A 17,591-nucleotide genomic window follows, 5' to 3' on the forward strand; every position below is an offset into this window, starting at 1 on the left:
TTTGGGTGTCAAGCTTTGGGAGCTAAAACTGTTAACCCACCAGGAATACACTCAACTTCGATCGGTGTTGTACCAATAATTTCTCCGTCTACTACTACTTTTTGCGGGGGATTTGTGGTTAATTTAAGCCACTTAGCCCGTCCATGAATGACATTTTTATGTTCAAATTCAGTTCTAGTAATTGCTGCACCAAACATTCTTAGCATGGCGGAAACTGCGTCTAATTTGTTTTCCGGCGTGGCGATCGTAACATCTAGTAATCCATCATCAAATATTACTTGTCCTGCACCTTGAGCTAATACGGAAGTTGGTGGTGCGGCATTAGCTATTGTAATTGCTGTTGCTTGAAAATTATAATTTTTTCCTTCTTCAGTTTCGATTTCTGTGTCAAAGAGAACTGATTCATCAAGTAGTTGCCAACCTGCCATTAAGTATGCCATTGCACCCCACTGATCTTTTAATTCTCGACTAGCTCTTTCTACTGTTGCAGCTTCGTAACCTATGCCTGCTAATAAAATCATTGGTAAGCCATTACATCTAGCAACGTCTACTGTACGAGTGTTGTTGGCTAAGATGATTTGACAGGCATTTCTAATTGGTAATAATCTAGGAATTCCTAAAGAAACGGCAAAGGCATTAGCAGTTCCTCTGGGAATAATTCCTAATGGAATGCCACTACCAATTAAGGCTCCGGCAACTGCGGAAACTGTGCCATCTCCACCGGAAGCAATTATTATATCGGCTTTGGTGGCGATCGCTCTTTCTGCCAAACTAACAGGATCGACTTCTGGTTCGGTAAAGTGAATTTGTAAATGTAAATGTGGTTCTAATAATTCCCGAATTAATGTTAACTCTTGTTCGGCGTTACCTTGCCCAGCAACGGGATTATAGATTAAATGGGCAACTAAGGTTTTGGCTAGGGAAGTTGCGATCGCCTCTGCGGTTGATAAATTAGTCGCTATGGCAACATTATGAACCTGACAAACTTGTAAAATTGTCTGTACGTTCGGTTCATAAGGTTGGACATAAAAAGACTCCACTAAGAAGATCACCGCAATCACATTACCTGTTACCACTTCGGCGGCAATTTGTACATCTCCGCCCCTACTACCAGCAGCCAGTTTTTCTACATTCAACCCGGTTTCTGCGGCAATGCGTTCTCCTGTATTAGCTGTGGCAATTAATTTGTAACGCCCTAGCAAAGGTGCGTGTTTTCTAGCAAAGTTAACTAGATCATCTTTCTTGGCATCATGAGCAATTAAGGCAATTGTTGCAGGCATAATTAATATTGGTAAATTTAGTATATTATAGTTGCTAAATAAAAAACTCTATCCTATATTATATGCAATCCATCTATAAAACAAAATTCGGATTGGCAGAATATGTTTGCCAACCCGAAACTTGCTTCTTAAGTTAGCTTAGGAAGCAGTAGCGGGAGTAGTGCTAGTACCACTCAAAGCATCTTGCAATTTCTTTTCTGCATCATTAGACAGAGAAGTTCGCAATACTTTGGCATTATATTTCTGTAGTTCTGGTAACACCTTTTCGGGTGTTGCTTTTCTAACTAAAACAAACAGTGCCGAAGTGCCAGGTTGCATTGACTGTGCTAATTCTCTCATAAATTGGTCATTAACACCAATGTCAGATAAAGCACCACCAAGAGCACCGGAAGCAGCACCCACTGCGGCACCCAAAATCGGCATTAAGAAAAGAGTCCCAATTAACAAACCCCAAAAGCTACCACTAATTGCCCCTGTAGCTGTTAAGTCTACTGCTTGTTTGAGCTTAACTTTGCCTTCTTTGTTCTTAACTACTACTGCGGCATCTTCTAAATCAACTAAATGCTCAACTTGCATTTTAGCTAAGGTAAGACGAGCTTCTTCGGCTTTATACTCGTCATCAAAACCAAGTACAATTAATTCACTCATGATGCTCAAAAAACTCCTGTTTAATGGGGAAAACAAAGATTGAAAATCTAGTTTTTGTTCCTGGCTTAAAATTTCTCAACTATTTTCTTAAGTTTGTGTGAAGTTAATAGCTGTGTACTACTGATATTGTGCAATAGTAATGTAAGCCATTATATTTTTTATCGTATGTTTCTCATCACATCATCCACCTTAAGAAATAAAAAGCCTCAGTCTGTTAAGCCAGTGGCTAGTTCAACAGAAAGAAAGAAAAATTTATTAAGTTTTTTGTCTATCTGTTGTGTTTTTACTTTAGGTATTGGAGCAACAGCCTTAAGACCTAAACCAGTTTTAGGTGCAGAAAAAATTGTTATATCTTATGGCGTATTTGAATTTTCCTTACCAGTAAATTCTTTGGAAAAATTTGCTAAAACTGGCGAAGTCGATCGAGATTTAAGTTTTTATGCTAGGTTCCTCAAAGAAGATGGGTTAGCCAATTTCCGAAAATTCTTGCAAAGACGTTTCGATGTTACTCCTGTAGTAATGTCCCAATTAACATACGCACCAATTGGAGTCGATGTACTGCAAAAATTAGGAAATGTGATTCGCACAGGAAGCAGATTAGATGGATTTCATGCCCTGCGAGCCGCTTTAATTTTATCAGCGGCTGACCCAGAAGGGATGACGATAGTTAATATTATGCGAAAGTTTCCTACGTCGGAAATTTACATGGATGCTAGACAATTATTAGAATTACAAGCGCAGTTTACCACACTTTTTGATTATCAAAAAGCAGCTGTAGCTGCTGTTTCCCAAGCAACAGAACAAGAAGCACAATCAAGTCCTAATATTCCCTCACTTGGTAATTTGACAAAACCAGGAAGATTTCGCTTTTACCACCGTACATTACAATTAACTCGGAATCGTCAACCTTTAGTGGGAACTAATTCTCAACATAGTTTTCGTGTTGAGTTATACATCCCGGAAGGGTTATCTCAAAGAGCACCAGTGGTGGTAATTTCTCATGGTTTAGGTTCCGATCCAAAAGGATTTGCTTATTTGGGGCAACATTTAGCTTCTCATGGTTTTGTAGCTGTTTTACCGCAACATATTGGTAGTGATGCGGCAAAGAGAGAAGCTTTTCTTTTAGGGATAGGTAGCAGCAGTACCGATCCTATGGAATTTGTCGATCGCCCATTAGATATTAAGTATACTCTCGATCAATTAGAAAGGTTATCCCAAGGGGAATTAGCCGGAAAAATGAATCTGCAACAAGTTGGGGTAATAGGACATTCTTATGGAGGTTATACTGCTTTAGCATTGGCAGGAGCTAAATTCAATCAAGCCCGAATAGCGCAAGCTTGTAGCAACAGAAAAGTCAGTCTCAATGCTTCTATATTTTTACAATGTTTAGCAACAGATTTGCCTCCTGTAACTGAGAATTTCAGAGACCCGAGAATTAAAGCTGTAATTGCACTTAATCCCTTAACTAGTATAGTTTTTGGGCCTGAAGGTATGAGTAATATTCAAATTCCGACCATGATTTTAGGTGGTAGTGCTGATATTATTACTTCGGTAGTTCAAGAACAAATTCAACCTTTTATTTGGATGAAAAATCCCGAAAAATATCTATCAGTGGTTATTCCCAGTGGACACGCTGCTGCCGATCAATTTGATGGTACAGATAACCAACCAGCACCGAACACTTTGGGATTTTTATTGTCTGGTCGAGACCCTAAATTAGCACGAGATTATATTAAAGGTTTAAGCCTAGCCTTTATGCAAGCTTACCTCAACGATCGCTCAGAATATAAAGATATTATTAATGCGGCTTATGCTCAATCTGTTAGTCGAGAACCGCTTAAATTAGATCTAATTCGTTCTTTAACTCCCGAACAATTAGAACAATCTTTTGGTGGCAAACCACCAATTCCAATCATTCCTAAACCTGTAACTACCGATCGCCGTTAGCGGTAATCTGTTAGTTAAATTACTGTTTGATAAATTACTTTAAAGAAGTTAGGAGGAAAAAATGGAAATCGATCGTCCTAATGCTAAAGAACCAACTGCCGAAGAGTTAGCACAACTAGAAAGACTCAAAGGTATCATTGAAAAAGCAATGGCAGATGGCAAAATTACTTCCCATGAGTATCAAAACATTAAAAAAGAAATTTATGCTCATGGAAAAGTTTCTACCGATCAATTTTATCGGGAAATTGAATTGTACAGAAGTTTAGTGCAAGAAAAGCTAGAAAAAGGAGAATTAGAGTACGACGCGCCAGGAATGTAAGTTATACCAATTCTCCGTAAAATTCTGCTTAATCATTGCCCCTCCCCGTAGACGGGGAGGGGTTTGGGGTGGGGTGAATTAAGCGCATCTTCATAGAGAATTGGTATTAGTAGGGTGTGTTAATAACGCACCCCTATAGCTTCCTTAACTATTCCTCAATCGTAAAATTTGATTAAATATCATTGCAAGATGGTAAAATCTGCCAGGTAAACAAGGTAGAATGCTTTCCTAACTTCTAGAGCATTGATTAATAACAAATGCTTAACTTACTTGAATCAAATTCTCCTCCAAGTGTGCGGCGCATTGCTACAGAAATGCGACTAATTGGCTGGACAGGTTTTTGGTTACAAATGTTTTTTGGTTTTATTCCCATTAGTTTCGCAATATCTTTTCTGTTTATTCCCAGAAATCCTAATAAATTGGGTGGTTCTGGAAGCGTAGCCTTCTTTTTTGGTTATGCTTCGTTAATTGCCCTAATTTTCACTCTCTATTGGTGTTTTCGTTATACGAGAATTGGGCAAAGATTACCAAATCCTGATATACGTCCCTCTAGAGTAGAAGTAATTCGCACTTTATCAATTGGCTTACTTGTGAATCTAGCGGGAATGATTTTTGCGGTAATTGTTGCTATGTACCAAGTGAATAATTTGTTGGTTAAGCTACTATCATTGCCTCAAGGATCATCTACAATATTTACTCCCACTCAGGGGGCAGCTGTGATGGCAAGAGTGCCAATTACGCCATTACAAATGATGGGATTGCAAGCGGTAATTAGTGCGATCGCAGCCCAAATAATTGGCTTAATTGTCTCCCTCTGGTTGTTACATCGAGTCAACCAACGCCCAGCTATGGAAATCAAGGAAAACTACGACAATGAATGAACCGCCTAAAAATAGTATTTGGCAACAACTCAGTAACTCATCGCGAGTTCGTTCTTTACTAATGTTTTTGCTTCTGTTTATTTGTGGTTGGGCATTTATACAGTTAATCACTTACTTTAGTACGCTGATTTTTGTGTTTACTACAGCGTCAATTGCCGCAGCTTTACTTAATTATCCAGTTAACTGGCTTTCTCGCTTAGTTCCGCGAAAAATAGCTGTAACAGTAGTTTTTCTCGTTAGTTTATTATTGATAATAACTTTTGTTGTCACTGTCGGTTTAGAAATTTTAAATCAGGGACAAGGATTGGTAGCAAGAATTAAAGAATTTATCGATACTGCTGAACCTGTTATCCCATCATTAAGAAATTTGAGAATAGAAGAAAATTTGGATAGAATTTTGAAAACCCTCCAGTCAGGTTTAATTACTGGCTTAGGTTTTGTACAAGCTTTATTTTCCAATTTTCTTCTGTTTATCATTATTGCTGTCATTTGTTTATATATGTTATTTGATGGCAGCAGAATTTGGCATACAGTTTTAAAACTAGTACCTTTGGATGTACGCGATCGCTTTGCCTACAAAACCCAAAAAAGCTTTTTAGGCTTCTTTCGCGCCCAACTAACCTTAATGGCATTTCTCACCATTGCCAGTTTAATTGTATTCAATATTTTGGGAATTAGATATTCTTTAATTTTGTCGCTAGTTATCGGAATTATGGACGCTATACCCGGAATTGGTGCAACTTTGGGAGTGCTGATAGTCACCACATTAGTATTATCTTCCCAAAGCTTTTGGATGGCGGTAAAAGTTTTAGTAGCTTGTATTGTATTACAACAAATTCAAGATAACTTTATCTCTCCCAAAATCATGAAAGATTCGCTGAATTTACATCCAGTATTGTTATTTTTTGCCATATTTGTCGGCGAAAGAGTCGCTGGAGTTTTGGGTATTTTTCTCTCAATCCCGATTGCTGCTATGATTGCAACTTGGACTGATGAAAAAGATAGTCCTGAACTAAAATTAGAACCAAAACTAGAAGAAGACTAAGAAACTTTAGATTAAATAATTCACGATTAGTGTTCAGAGTGCGGCTTGACCTTAATATATAGCAGAAGGCAGAAGGCAGAAGGGAAAAACCGTAAAAACAAGGGTTCTGGTTTTTCATCTTGCCTTCACTTCTATCCTGATTTGAGTTACTAGCTTCAAACTCTGACTAACTCTGCCATCAACTCAGCAACAGGTATAATCCGTTCCGCACGTCCAGCATTACTACCGGAAAAAACCAAACCATTTTCCACATCACCCCGCGCTGCTTTGTCCAACGCCTGAACAATGCAATAAAGTTCTCCAGCTTCTCGGAAACGGCAAACTTGTAAACAGTTTAACTTACATCCTTTTTCTGATGGTGCAGAATCGGACATTGCCTTTTCCACAAAGGGGTTTAGTAACGCCCGTCCTGGCAATCCCACTGGACTTTTCACTACTACTACATCTTCCGGTTGCGCGTGCAAATGAAATTCTTTATAACGAATATCAGCATCACACTCGTCTGTAGTAATAAAACGAGTACCCATTTGCACCCCACTTGCCCCTAACTCTAGCATCCTCTCGATATCGGCCCGATCCCAAACACCGCCCGCTGCAATCACTGGAATCTGTTTACCAAGTTCGTTAGTCAAATAATTTACCAGTTCAGGAATCACCTGTTCTGCTTCTAAGGCTGGATCGTCCAGTTCTTCGTACTTCGCGCCTAAATGTCCCCCAGCATTATTGGGATTTTCCACGACAAAGGCATCCGGCAGCCGTTTGTACTTTTGTTCCCATTTCCGGCAAATCACCCTAGCTGCACGAGTGGTGGAGACGATCGGCACTAACGCCACTTCTGGATATTCTAAAGTGTATTCCGGCAACTGAAGCGGCAAACCTGCACCAGAAATAATTAAATTTACCCCTTGTTCTGCCGATGTGCGAATCAAAGTTTCATAATCTCGTGCCGCTACCATCACATTGACACCGATAATTCCATTCGGGCTAAGTTCGCGGGCTTTTTTGATTTCATCAATCAGCGCCAGTCGATTCGCTGCAAAAAACTCTTCTCTTCTCTGTCTAGCGTTCGGCTGGTTAATGTCGAAGTAAGGCGAGTTGAGCCCTAATCCTACCGCTGAGACGATCCCGATTCCTCCGGCATTAGCCACCGCAGCGGCGAGATTTGCTCCAGAAATGCGAATACCCATTCCTCCTTGGACGATCGGGTAACGAGCAATGTGTTGACCAATTTGTAATGAAGGTAATGTTTGCATAAGTTTCTAGTGTTGAATAGATCGGCTAGCTTGGGTATAAATACTTTTTATTGATTTTACAGCTAAATAGTTAAAAAGCTATTGATTGATGGTAAGTTGTTGCGCTTTAGCGCTAAAGCGCAACAATTTACTTAGAATATTAAGCATAATTACTTATTGAAAATTATTCTCAAAGCCTTTTATATTACCAATAAGCAATATAGTTATAAAATAAAACTTACCAAACGACCGCATCAATGCCGGGGAAAGAGGCATTAGATAAAGAGTTACCAAGGAGAAAATTTGATGAAACTCGCAGGAAAGAACAAAGCTTGGGAAAAACACCAGAAAGCTGTTCCCAGCATCGATGACCAAGGTGGAAAATTGTGGGGTTGCTTCCGTAGCTGTTTCCTGCAAAGTGCTGCGCCTTACTCGGAAGGCGTTGCTTACAAGATTTTACAGAATGATTTGGGGATAGATTTGCGGGAAGCGCCGGGGCATACTTCTTGTGGTGCGATCGGATATCACGGCGATGTATCATGTTTAGAAACCCAAATGGTTGTAGCCGCCCGGAACTTTTCCCTAGCCCATCACGAACAAGGCGTTGATAATCTTTTTTCCTTCTGCGTCACTTCCTTTGCCAACTACACCGAAATGATCAAACTCTGGGAAGAAGAACCACAGTTGCAAGAATACACCAGAAAAACCTTGAAAGAAACCACTGGAAGAGAGTTTTGGATTCCTCATGTTTCTGGTGGTAGACCTTCCGTTGTCCATGCTTCGGATGTTTTCTTTGCTAATCGCGATAAACTTGCAGCAAAGGCAAAGTATAGCCTCAAGGGAATCAAAGCAACCGAGCACGTTGGCTGCCATTACGGAAAGATTTTTCCCGATCATGCAATGGGTGGCGCTGAGTTCCCCCAAGTCTTAGTCGGATTGCTGGAAGCTTTTGGTGCAGAGGTTGTGGATTATCCAGAACGCAGACATTGCTGTGGCATGGGTTTCCGGCAATGTGCATTCCCAGAAAACCGAGATTATACCGCAAGTCACGTTTACAAAAAGTTAAAAAGTCTCAAAGAAATGCACCCAGACTGCAACTTAATGCTTACCAATTGTCCGGGTTGCACGGTATTTCTTGATGCTGAACAGGGAGCTATCAAGGATCTGATGGAAGAAGAGTTTAATGTGAACATCCTCGACTATGCACAATTGACTGGGTTGCTGTTAGGTTACGATCCTTTTAAAGATTGCGGTATGAATGCGAAAGCCGTTCCGATCGAGCCTTTGCTGGATCAAATTGGCATTCCCTACGACAAATCTAAAACTGCGGAAGAACGCAGAAGACCTTTTTAACAGGAATTCATCTTTAGCCACAATTGTTTACTTAGAATCAACAGAACTTAATTTATTTAATTACTAGGTAGACATATAATAATGTAGTAGAGCAAAAATGGGTAATCCTTACTGCTTGTGTTAGCTATGACAAAGGGCGAAGCATACCCTTCGGGAACTGCTTCGCAGAACGGATAGAAAATCTAGGGTTTGAGTCAATAAATTATCGCCCAAATAATTCGCCCCTACTAACATTTTTGGCTAATTAGTGGCTATGGATTACCTCACTTGAAAAGCCAAAAGGAAGCGTTTAATTCAGCTTCAATAACGAAAATTTTTCGTTTTTCTAGCATTAGGAGTATTGTTCTATGAGTACCGTTTTACAACGCCGAAATGAACTGGATATCGGTGAATTGTGGTCAAAATTTGCTAGCTGGATCACCAGTACCGAAAACCGCATTTATATTGGTTGGTTTGGTGTTTTGATGATTCCGACAATTTTGGTGGCTGCGATCGCTTTTACGATCGCCTTTATTGCTGCACCTCCAGTAGATATGGAAGGAATTCGGGAACCGATTTTTGGCTCAATTCTCGGTAATCAAAATTTCATTACTGCCGCAGTAGTGCCGACTTCAGCTGCGATCGGGTTACATTTTTATCCCATTTGGGAAGCTAGTTCTTTAGATGAATGGCTTTACAATGGTGGCCCTTATCAACTCATAGTTTTGCATTTTTTGATCGGTGTTTGGTGTTATTTAGGTCGGTTGTGGGAGTTAAGCTATCGCCTGGGAATGCGCCCCTGGATTGCAGTTGCTTTTTCCGCACCCGCCGCCGCAGCTACCGCTATTTTGCTCGTTTATCCGATCGGACAAGGTAGTTTTTCCGAAGGAATGCCTTTAGGAATTTCTGGAACTTTCTATTTCATGTTTTCTCTACAAGCACAGCACAATGTATTAATGCACCCCTTTCATCAGATCGGTGTTGCTGGTGTGTTGGGCGGTGCTTTGTTGAGTTCTTTACATGGTTCATTAGTTACCAGTAGTTTAATTCGAGAAACTAGTGAACTAGAATCTACAAATGCCGGATATAAGTTTGGGCAACAAGAAGGAACTTATAATCTTTTAGCCGGACACGCTGGTTATTTAGGACGTTTGTTAGTTCCGGGAGTTGGCGTTCGCAACAGTCGTTCTGTACATTTTCTCATGGGTGCTTTACCCACAATTGGAATTTGGTTTGCGTCTCTGGGAATTTGTGCAATGTCCTTTAATTTGAATGGATTTAATTTTAACCATTCAGTTCTTGATGCTAGTGGAAATGTGATTCCTACTGATGCTGATTTAGTCAATCGGGCAACGTTAGGAATTCAAGAAATGCGGGCTCCAAATACTCATCATTTTCCACTTTTGATTTCTGGTAATCAGATGAGTCCAATTAGTGTGAAGAGTGCTCCTGCTGTTAGTTAGTTAGTTAGTTAAGTTATAGCAGTCCTCATTTTTTATGAACCGCTCCAGGCGCAGAGAACACAGAGAGAAGAGAGAGAGGATTGCTATATTTTTTGTCTAAGTGATGCAGCGGCTTAAATTTATTTATGGGGTCGCTGCATTAGTTTTCAAAGTTGATTTAGGATTGCTTTATGTGGAAAGGTTTTTATCGGTTAGTTATTGGTTTGTTTGCGATCGCCATTTACCTAATTCCCCTACCTGCACAAGCTGAAACAAATCCCGCTGAATTAGCGAAAGCTATTGAAGCAATTGAAAATCTCGATTTGATGCGTTCTGGATTAGCTTCAACATTGGAAGGAAGGACGGAACCGCCAACATTACAAACGATGAAAGAAGTATGTCGTCCGGTGGGAATGCAAGCGATAAAATTGAGTCAGGAAAATGGCTGGCAGGTGAAACAAATTGCTAGTAAATATCGCAATCCTAGTCATGCGCCGGATAATTTACAAGCGAAAATTGCCTTGGCAAGGTTTGAACAAGATCCAAAATTAATGGGTTTTTGGCAGCGAGAAACAATTAATGGAGAAGCGGGAACTCGTTATTATCGGCGGATTAATGTCGAAGCTAGTTGTTTGGTTTGTCATGGGCAAAAAGGCGATCGACCTCAGTTTGTCAAAGATAAATATCCTGAAGATTTAGCATACAACTTTAATGTTGGTGATTTGCGGGGAATGTATGCTGCATTTATTCCCGATTTACAACAAGCATTGTCAGATTCAACCAGCAATGATTAAACTTTAAATTGGGAATTACTTATGAAATATCCTGTGAAAAAACTATTTTCTTCGTTGCTGTTAGTGGCTGTTTTAGTGTTGACTATATTAATGGTAGCTGACATTTTAAATACTGCAACCGCAGCCGCAGCAATTCGCCAGTTAGAAGAAGCGCCAGGACAAGTAGTTTATCAGTCTAGAGAAACTTTAAAAGATCAGTATGGAAATCGTTGGGGTGCGATCGCTTTTAAACGGATTCGTCCTGATGGGAAAGCAACTTTTGATTTAAGATTAGTGGGTTTTCCGGGGATGGTAGAGATCGATCGGACCAAACCCCTATTACTAACAAATTCACTCGGTAAAACTTGGCAAGCTAATGATGCTTCCGCTAATATTTTTACTGATGAGATCCAACCTCATGTAGGACAGTACGATCTTCAGCCATTAGTCACACAGTTCCAGACAGCAATTCCCCTAACATTGACACTACCAACAGTTAATGGAGAACCTGTTAAATTATCAATTCCCCCATCTTTAGTTCAAGAATGGCAAACTGTTGCTAACTATTAATGCGATCGCCCTAAATCCCCTGGAAAAACAAGTAGGGTGCGTTAGTGCTAACGTAACGCACCATTCCACTATTAATTTAAATAAATTAGGAGAAAGCAATGAATAATAATTTCAAAAATCAGCCAACTTTGCGCTCAACTGCGTCAAGTTTCCCAAACAAGACATCTTCCCGCTTTTCAACGCTGTGGAGGTCGCTGAAATAGCCAACGATATATATACAACACTGAATTAAAAACCATCGAAATGCGATCGCCTTGATTTGTTTTAATACAAAACTTGATAGCGATCGCTGCTAAGGATGAGCAACATCATTACAGTATAAACAAATTCAAGTGATTGCTGAATTTACTTATTTTCTTAAGCATTCTAAATGAAGGCTGAAAACCTTGATTCAGCTAGATTATAAGCTTGTTTTATCACCACTATTACGGAAGAGCCACAATTATTTCTGTCATACACACCTGCTGCAAACTCCAAAAAAATACCTGCCCAGTTAATGAGCAGGAAGCAGCGGAACGATTACATAACCCTTTACCTTATATATAGGTCTGATTCCTAGCCACCTATGCAGTACTGAATTAAATTTCATCGAAATTCGTTGGCGTAGCCTGCCGTAGGCATATCGCCCTAAGTTGTATTACCCAACTCAGGGCGATTTAATTTTGTATTTTGTTGTAGTATGCCAAGGCTTTTTCAGCAAAACCCCTGATATTACTAGTTTTCAGCCATAAACTAAAAAGAGAAAAAAATTTTTTCCCAAAACCCTTGACACTTTTGTAGTATATTTTGTAGTATATAAATGTAGCGCGAAAGGGAAAGCGCCAAAAGCCAAACCCCAAGCGCGATTCCACAAATTGAACCTTGAAAACTAAATAAGAAAGCCCATTTTTTTGAGGCTGTAACTCAGTGGTCAAGAGTGCTTGTCTGTCGAACAAGAAGTCGCGGGTTCAAATCCCGTCAGCCTCGCTCAAATAGTCCCGTAGGCGAATTGGTATAAGCCGTCACCCCCTCAAGGTGAAGATGCCAGTTCAAATCTGGTCGGGACTACCAAATGGTCAGGTAGCCAAGTGGTTGAAGGCATCAGACTGCAAATCTGATTTTCGTCGTGGGTTCAAATCCCACTCTGACCTCTTGGTAACATCGCAGCGTAGCTTAACCAGCAAAGCCCCAAGCTCATAACTTGGTTGATACGGGTGCAAATCCCGTCGCTGTTACCAAATGCAGGGATGGTGTTAACGGCAGCACAGGGGTCTCCAAAGCCTTTGGTCTGGGTTCAAATCCTAGTCTCTGCGTTCTACTGCGTGACCTCACAGATAAAGCTTACACACATCTGGTGAAATGGTTCGTCCAAAGAATCATAGGTAGGTTCGATTCCTGCAACCTCCGCCTAACTTGGAGGTTATCAAAAAAAGCTTTTTAAACTTGCACGGAGTAGAAATTTCCCATAGTGCTGTACGCAAATGGCTTAAGCGGCTTGACTTTCAATCAGGTGATTTGCGGGTTCAAATCCCGTCAGCACTATCAAAATTCTTGGGTTGGCTCACCTATTGGCGTAGGTAGCTGTCTGTAAAACAGTAGCTTAAAGCGTTGCAAGTTCAATTCTTGCCCGACCCATTGCGGGATAGAGTAGTGGTCACTCACGAGTCTCATAAGCTCGTTTACGAAGGTTCAATTCCTTCTCCCGCGTCCAATAGACCTCTCAAAAAAGAATGTAGAGACGTTTCATGAAACGTCTCTACAACAAGGATTCTAGGTAACGCAAGTTTAATTTTGCAGAGGTCGATCGTGGAGAGGTGGCCGAGTGGCTTAAGGCACTTTCCTGCTAAGAAAGAGCGGTTTAACAGCCGCCGAGGGTTCAAATCCCTCCTTCTCCGCCTTGAGAGAGTGGTGTAACGGGATAACATCTCAGCCTACGAAACTGAAGAATTTGGGGGTTCAAATCCCTCCGCTCTCGTTTCCCCCGGTAGCTCAGTTGGTCAGAGCACTTGACTGAAAATCAAGGGGTCGTCAGTTCAATACTGACCTGGGGGGTTCGTTGTCCTGTAGCTCAGTGGTAGTAGCAGTCGCCTGTTAAGCGAATGGTCGTAGGTTCAATCCCTACCAGGACAGCCATTTATTTATTGCCGGGTAGACGAATCGGAAAAGTCGCATCGCTCTGAACGATGAGATTGCAGGTTCGAGACCTGCTCCGGCATCCACTTATTGCCCTGTGGTGTAACTGGCAACATCTCCCGCTTTGAACGGGAAGAGTCTTGGTTCAAACCCAGGCAGGGCAGCCTATTTTTGCTCCTGTAGCCCAATCGGAAGAGGCAGCAAGCTTAAACCTTGCTCGTTGCTGGTTCAAATCCAGTCAGGAGTATTACGGGGTGTAGCGCAGCTTGGTAGCGCGTCTGCTTTGGGAGCAGAATGTCGTAGGTTCAAATCCTGCCACCCCGATATGCCCCTGTGACGTAATTGGAAACCGTCGCAAGCTCAAACCTTGCGTTTTGCTGGTTCGACTCCAGTCAGGGGTACTTGGCTAATAGCCAATTTATGCTCCCGTGGCGCAATTTGGCAGACGCTCTAGGCCGAGATCCTAGTTTTTTACAGGTTCAAATCCTGTCGGGAGTACCAAATATGGGTGTTTGGCAGAACGGTTATGCACCTGACTTTTAATCAGGTTGACACAGGTTCAACTCCTGTAGCACTCATGTAATTTTGTCATAATTAAGAAGGAGAAAGCAAAAATGTCTGAAGATCGATACGCCTACGGCACGCTGGCGCGATTGCGCGGAGCGCAGCGCAGGAAGCGATCGCACTTCCCAATCCCACCAAAGGATGAATCTCAAAGTTTTGCCCAAAGAAACCTTGCCCTGTGAACTCTGCGAACGAGCGATGGATAAATTAACCGTCCATCACTTAATTCCGCGACAAAGCACCAAACGCAAGAAGTTAGATCCAGGCCCAACAATTGATATTTGTTCAGCTTGTCATCGCCAGATTCATGTGTTGTTTGATAACAAGTATTTGGCTCAAGAATTAAACAGCAAAGAAAAGCTGAAAAGCGATCCACAAATGCAGAAATTCCTCGCTTGGGTGAGGAAACAAGACCCTGGTAAACGGGTAAAGGTCGATCGCTAAACTGTCATTAAGTTTGTAGTGACGACTTTAGTCGTTTCTTTGGTAAAGAGTAGGACTGAAGTCCTCACAACGAAACTGTTTTGTTAATTTTTTTCTTGCCCTTGTAGCCCAATCGGAAAGAGGCGCTTCGCTTAGAACGAAGAGGTTGCTGGTTCGACTCCAGTCAGGGGCATTTGGCGACATTGCAGGGATGGAGCAACGGTAAGGCTCGGCAGTCTCATAATCTGCAAATCAGCAAGTTCAAATCTTGCCCCTGCCACCAAATTATGCAGGTGTGGTGTCAATGGCAACACAGCAGTCTTGTAAACTGCCTATGCGAGTTCAAATCTCGCCATCTGCTTGTTAATGTTTATTTTTCAATAATAAGGAGTAGAAAATTATGTTAATGTTGACTGTTACAGATACTTTGGTAAAGCTAACATTATTAAAAAATCGTCTTTATTTTGCCAAATTAGGCTTAGATAATAATGCTTTTACTTAAACTTTGAATGTAGGGAAAGTACCATGAAAAAAATAATTTCTGTCTTTGCACGCAACTACGAACAAGACCGCCTAGTGCGTGATGAAGTTGTTCCTGGGGCAGAATGGGTACTCCAAGGCGAGGGAACACCTACTCGCAAGTGGGATGGTACAGCCTGCATTGTCAAATATGGTAAGCTCTACAAGCGTTACGATAGCAAGAAAGGGCGCACTCCTCCAGAAGGGTTTGAACCTTGTCAAGAACCTGATTCAATTACAGGTCACTGGCCTGGTTGGGTTCCTGTAACTGATGCCTCGGAAGATAAATGGTTTAATGAAGGATTTGCTAATTATCAAACCATTTATGGAATTCCTGAAGATGGCACCTACGAACTGTGTGGGCCTAAAATTAATGGTAATCCTGACAAGCTGACCCAACATATCTTAGTCAAGCATGGTAGTGAGATTATTGCAGATGTCGGACGAACATTTGCTGAGATTAAAAGCTATCTCCAAGATGCAGATATTGAAGGGATTGTTTGGCATCACCCCGATGGTCGCATGGCAAAGATTAAGAAGCGAGATTTTGGTTTCAAACGCTAATGTAGCCGACAGGGTAAATCCTGGAAATAGTTATTAATAAAAAAGGTCGATTTTCAAATTTAAGGAGTGAAAAGCTATGGTAATGATGACGGTTACGGATGCTTTGGCAGAGTTAACACTATTAGAAAAACGCATTGATTCTGCCAGATTAGGGTTAGATAATAATGCTTTAATTACAGTTTTGGAAATTGGCAAAGTCCCAACAGGTTTTAGATCGAGAGATGAGTATCAGGTAAAAGCTAGAGCAGGTTTACAAAGAGTTGACGATCTGATTTCTCGCAGACGTACTATTAAAAGAGCGATCGTACTTTCTAATGCTTCGACAACCGTCACCATTGCAGGTCAAGAAATGACTGTTGCAGAGGCGATCGAAATGAAAAGTTTTATCGCTTACTATGAGTCAGTTCTGAACACAATGCAATCAGCTTTTACTCGCGCCCGTCGAGAATATGACATAGCGCAAGCGAAAGTTAAAGAGCGTCTCGATAAATTAGCAATGGAAGTTTTGGGTAAGAATGCTGCTTCTGAGAAGTATCAATCTTTGGCTGATAGCTTCCTAGCAAGAGAGGGCGTTGAACTTCTAGACCCCACAAATTTAGCCGAAGAGATTGCTAGACGACAAACATTTATTGAGGAGTTTAAATCTACTTGCGATCGCGTTTTATCAATTAGCAACGCTCGCACAACGATCGAAATTTCAGATTAAAATAAATAGAATTGCTGGTTACTTGAAAATCTCTAAATTTGTGGTTTGGATGGATAGCTCAATCGCGTAGAGCGCACGATTGTCAGTCGTGAGGTGTCGTTTCGCAAACGATTCCATCTAGCAATCATCTTAAAGGTTAAAGCTCAAAGCTTAACGCTCAAAGTTCAAACCTTAAACCTTAGTCAATCAAAGCTCAAATCCTAAAGGTTAAAGTTCGATAAAATCCAGGGTTTTGGTTGTAGGTTCCATGAAACCTTGAGGTTTCCACCTGGCTGAGTGGTCAGCATTCTTACCTCTTTTTTCCAAGTTAGGCAGAAGCAAAAATTATGGATCTAAAAGCGATCGCCCAAGACACTCTCAAAATCCTAGAGGATGGTTATTACCAATTTCCTGAAGGCAAACGAGTGGATATTGCGAGAGAATTAGTATCATGTATCGCTCAAACAAAATGCTATGACTCACCGGAAATTGAGCAAATCCAAAAAGCAGTTATTGCTGAAACTCCTAAATTCTCTTATACGGTATTTACGGTCAAAAATGAGACGACTTTGATGGGCGCAGAATTCATGGCGCAAACCCAACAATTTGAAAGGATTGGTGTTTTGAATTTTGCTTCGGCTAAAAACCCTGGTGGTGGATTTATCAGAGGTGCTCAAGCGCAAGAAGAGAGTTTAGCCCGCAGTTCTGGACTTTACAAAAGTCTGTTAAAATGTCCAGAGTATTATGATTATCATCGGGGTAGTCGATCGCTTTTGTATTCCGATCGCATGATTTATTCCCCAGGTTGTCCTGTCTTCAAAAAAGATGATGGAACCTTACTATCAACATCATACATAGTAGATTTCATTACTAGCCCCGCCCCCAATGCTGGCGAAATTGAAAATAAACAACCAGAAGACAAAGAAAAAATCAACGAAGTTCTCTATATTCGCGGTGCCAAGCTATTAAGTTTAGCAGCTTACCATCAATGTGATGCCTTAGTTTTAGGCGCTTGGGGTTGTGGAGTATTCCGAAACGATCCGGCAATAGTCGCCCAAATGTTTGCCGATTTATTATTAGCAAACGGGCAATTTTCGGGAAGATTCAAAAGTGTACTTTTTTCAGTTCTCGACACTAGAGGAGAGAGAAAAATTTTTAGAGAATTTGGCGATCGTTTTGGGTCATAATGAATAAAACAAATCTGATGATTTCGTGAAATATTTGATTTATAAAAAATCCTAGTTCCGTAGGACAG

16 protein-coding genes and 22 tRNA genes are annotated in these 17,591 nt (G+C 41.0%); 35 read left to right on the forward strand and 3 right to left on the reverse strand.

Annotated elements, in window-relative coordinates; translation table 11 throughout:
• Positions 1–8: 8 nt before the first annotated feature.
• Together IQ264_RS05665 and IQ264_RS05670 are read right to left on the reverse strand one after the other, a co-directional pair.
• Positions 9–1,280, reverse strand: coding sequence for a methylglyoxal synthase (locus tag IQ264_RS05665; protein ID WP_193979469.1), 1,272 nt, complete (start codon positions 1,278–1,280; stop codon positions 9–11).
• A 138-nt stretch (positions 1,281–1,418) separates the two neighbouring features.
• Positions 1,419–1,928 carry a DUF1269 domain-containing protein gene (locus tag IQ264_RS05670; protein ID WP_193979470.1) on the reverse strand — a complete coding sequence of 170 codons (510 nt, stop codon included), beginning with the start codon at positions 1,926–1,928 and terminating at the stop codon, positions 1,419–1,421.
• A 222-nt stretch (positions 1,929–2,150) separates the two neighbouring features.
• Here IQ264_RS05670 and IQ264_RS05675 point away from each other — a divergent pair, with 222 nt between their 5' ends.
• The 4 genes from IQ264_RS05675 (at position 2,151) to IQ264_RS05690 (ending at position 6,120) form a co-directional block, all read left to right on the forward strand.
• A complete protein-coding gene (locus tag IQ264_RS05675) occupies positions 2,151–3,875 on the forward strand; it encodes an alpha/beta hydrolase (protein ID WP_193979472.1) in 1,725 nt (574 codons plus the stop codon).
• Between the two features lie 61 nt (positions 3,876–3,936).
• The gene (locus IQ264_RS05680; protein WP_193979474.1) at positions 3,937–4,194 is read left to right on the forward strand and encodes a hypothetical protein; all 258 of its coding nucleotides are present in this window, start codon (positions 3,937–3,939) and stop codon (positions 4,192–4,194) included.
• 257 nt (positions 4,195–4,451) lie between these two features.
• Positions 4,452–5,075, forward strand: a complete 624-nt coding sequence (locus IQ264_RS05685) for a DUF3611 family protein (RefSeq protein WP_193979476.1) — start codon at positions 4,452–4,454, stop codon at positions 5,073–5,075.
• Positions 5,068–6,120 (forward strand): AI-2E family transporter, encoded by a 1,053-nt coding sequence (locus IQ264_RS05690; protein WP_193979478.1) that lies wholly within the window; start codon positions 5,068–5,070, stop codon positions 6,118–6,120. The genes IQ264_RS05685 and IQ264_RS05690 overlap by 8 nt, the downstream gene beginning before the upstream one ends.
• Positions 6,121–6,275: 155 nt before the next feature.
• Here IQ264_RS05690 and IQ264_RS05695 read toward each other — a convergent pair whose 3' ends face one another.
• The gene (locus IQ264_RS05695) at positions 6,276–7,373 is read right to left on the reverse strand and encodes an NAD(P)H-dependent flavin oxidoreductase (protein WP_193979480.1); all 1,098 of its coding nucleotides are present in this window, start codon (positions 7,371–7,373) and stop codon (positions 6,276–6,278) included.
• 285 nt (positions 7,374–7,658) lie between these two features.
• On the opposite strand from IQ264_RS05695, the gene IQ264_RS05700 reads away from it, so the two are divergent.
• The 31 genes from IQ264_RS05700 to IQ264_RS05845 all read left to right on the forward strand — a co-directional run bounded on the left by IQ264_RS05700 (position 7,659) and on the right by IQ264_RS05845 (position 17,523).
• On the forward strand, positions 7,659–8,705 hold the full coding sequence (locus IQ264_RS05700) for a heterodisulfide reductase-related iron-sulfur binding cluster (protein WP_193979482.1): 1,047 nt from the start codon (positions 7,659–7,661) through the stop codon (positions 8,703–8,705).
• A 347-nt stretch (positions 8,706–9,052) separates the two neighbouring features.
• Entirely contained in the window at positions 9,053–10,147 is a 1,095-nt protein-coding gene (locus tag IQ264_RS05705; RefSeq protein ID WP_193979484.1) for a Photosystem Q(B) protein 1, read from the forward strand.
• A 170-nt stretch (positions 10,148–10,317) separates the two neighbouring features.
• On the forward strand, positions 10,318–10,920 hold the full coding sequence (locus IQ264_RS05710) for a Tll0287-like domain-containing protein (protein ID WP_193979486.1): 603 nt from the start codon (positions 10,318–10,320) through the stop codon (positions 10,918–10,920).
• Between the two features lie 21 nt (positions 10,921–10,941).
• Entirely contained in the window at positions 10,942–11,469 is a 528-nt protein-coding gene (locus tag IQ264_RS05715) for a DUF3122 domain-containing protein (protein ID WP_193979487.1), read from the forward strand.
• Between the two features lie 892 nt (positions 11,470–12,361).
• Positions 12,362–12,435, forward strand: a tRNA-Asp gene (locus IQ264_RS05720).
• Between the two features lie 7 nt (positions 12,436–12,442).
• A tRNA-Glu gene (locus IQ264_RS05725) sits at positions 12,443–12,519 on the forward strand.
• Between the two features lie 3 nt (positions 12,520–12,522).
• Positions 12,523–12,599 (forward strand) — tRNA-Cys (locus IQ264_RS05730).
• 11 nt (positions 12,600–12,610) lie between these two features.
• Positions 12,611–12,686 (forward strand) — tRNA-Met (locus IQ264_RS05735).
• A 3-nt stretch (positions 12,687–12,689) separates the two neighbouring features.
• Positions 12,690–12,761 (forward strand) — tRNA-Trp (locus tag IQ264_RS05740).
• A gap of 154 nt (positions 12,762–12,915) precedes the next feature.
• A tRNA-Glu gene (locus IQ264_RS05745) sits at positions 12,916–12,990 on the forward strand.
• 11 nt (positions 12,991–13,001) lie between these two features.
• Positions 13,002–13,083: transfer RNA gene (locus tag IQ264_RS05750), tRNA-Tyr, on the forward strand.
• 1 nt (position 13,084) lies between these two features.
• Positions 13,085–13,159, forward strand: a tRNA-Met gene (locus IQ264_RS05755).
• A gap of 97 nt (positions 13,160–13,256) precedes the next feature.
• Positions 13,257–13,343, forward strand: a tRNA-Ser gene (locus IQ264_RS05760).
• A 4-nt stretch (positions 13,344–13,347) separates the two neighbouring features.
• A tRNA-Arg gene (locus tag IQ264_RS05765) sits at positions 13,348–13,423 on the forward strand.
• Positions 13,424–13,426: 3 nt separating this feature from the next.
• Positions 13,427–13,500, forward strand: a tRNA-Phe gene (locus IQ264_RS05770).
• A 5-nt stretch (positions 13,501–13,505) separates the two neighbouring features.
• Positions 13,506–13,581 (forward strand) — tRNA-Asn (locus IQ264_RS05775).
• A gap of 9 nt (positions 13,582–13,590) precedes the next feature.
• A tRNA-Gln gene (locus IQ264_RS05780) sits at positions 13,591–13,667 on the forward strand.
• A 5-nt stretch (positions 13,668–13,672) separates the two neighbouring features.
• Positions 13,673–13,745 (forward strand) — tRNA-Gln (locus IQ264_RS05785).
• Between the two features lie 9 nt (positions 13,746–13,754).
• Positions 13,755–13,828 (forward strand) — tRNA-Leu (locus IQ264_RS05790).
• 3 nt (positions 13,829–13,831) lie between these two features.
• A tRNA-Pro gene (locus IQ264_RS05795) sits at positions 13,832–13,905 on the forward strand.
• 3 nt (positions 13,906–13,908) lie between these two features.
• Positions 13,909–13,982, forward strand: a tRNA-Leu gene (locus tag IQ264_RS05800).
• Positions 13,983–14,003: 21 nt separating this feature from the next.
• A tRNA-Leu gene (locus tag IQ264_RS05805) sits at positions 14,004–14,082 on the forward strand.
• A 5-nt stretch (positions 14,083–14,087) separates the two neighbouring features.
• Positions 14,088–14,159: transfer RNA gene (locus IQ264_RS05810), tRNA-Lys, on the forward strand.
• Positions 14,160–14,195: 36 nt separating this feature from the next.
• Positions 14,196–14,327 carry a hypothetical protein gene (locus IQ264_RS33385; RefSeq protein ID WP_265583021.1) on the forward strand — a complete coding sequence of 44 codons (132 nt, stop codon included), beginning with the start codon at positions 14,196–14,198 and terminating at the stop codon, positions 14,325–14,327.
• 16 nt (positions 14,328–14,343) lie between these two features.
• The gene (locus tag IQ264_RS05815; protein WP_265583022.1) at positions 14,344–14,589 is read left to right on the forward strand and encodes an HNH endonuclease; all 246 of its coding nucleotides are present in this window, start codon (positions 14,344–14,346) and stop codon (positions 14,587–14,589) included.
• Positions 14,590–14,686: 97 nt separating this feature from the next.
• Positions 14,687–14,761, forward strand: a tRNA-Leu gene (locus IQ264_RS05820).
• Positions 14,762–14,772: 11 nt separating this feature from the next.
• Positions 14,773–14,851 (forward strand) — tRNA-Met (locus IQ264_RS05825).
• A 6-nt stretch (positions 14,852–14,857) separates the two neighbouring features.
• Positions 14,858–14,929, forward strand: a tRNA-Thr gene (locus tag IQ264_RS05830).
• A 164-nt stretch (positions 14,930–15,093) separates the two neighbouring features.
• Positions 15,094–15,651 (forward strand): DUF5565 family protein, encoded by a 558-nt coding sequence (locus IQ264_RS05835; RefSeq protein ID WP_193979489.1) that lies wholly within the window; start codon positions 15,094–15,096, stop codon positions 15,649–15,651.
• A 76-nt stretch (positions 15,652–15,727) separates the two neighbouring features.
• Positions 15,728–16,357, forward strand: coding sequence for a hypothetical protein (locus tag IQ264_RS05840; protein ID WP_193979491.1), 630 nt, complete (start codon positions 15,728–15,730; stop codon positions 16,355–16,357).
• Positions 16,358–16,683: 326 nt separating this feature from the next.
• Positions 16,684–17,523: a TIGR02452 family protein gene (locus tag IQ264_RS05845; protein ID WP_193979493.1), complete on the forward strand. Its 840-nt coding sequence runs from the start codon at positions 16,684–16,686 to the stop codon at positions 17,521–17,523.
• The last annotated feature ends 68 nt before the right edge of the window (positions 17,524–17,591 follow it).

It is taken from the genome of [Phormidium] sp. LEGE 05292, assembly GCF_015207735.1.
Taxonomy (GTDB): domain Bacteria; phylum Cyanobacteriota; class Cyanobacteriia; order Cyanobacteriales; family Aerosakkonemataceae; genus Floridanema.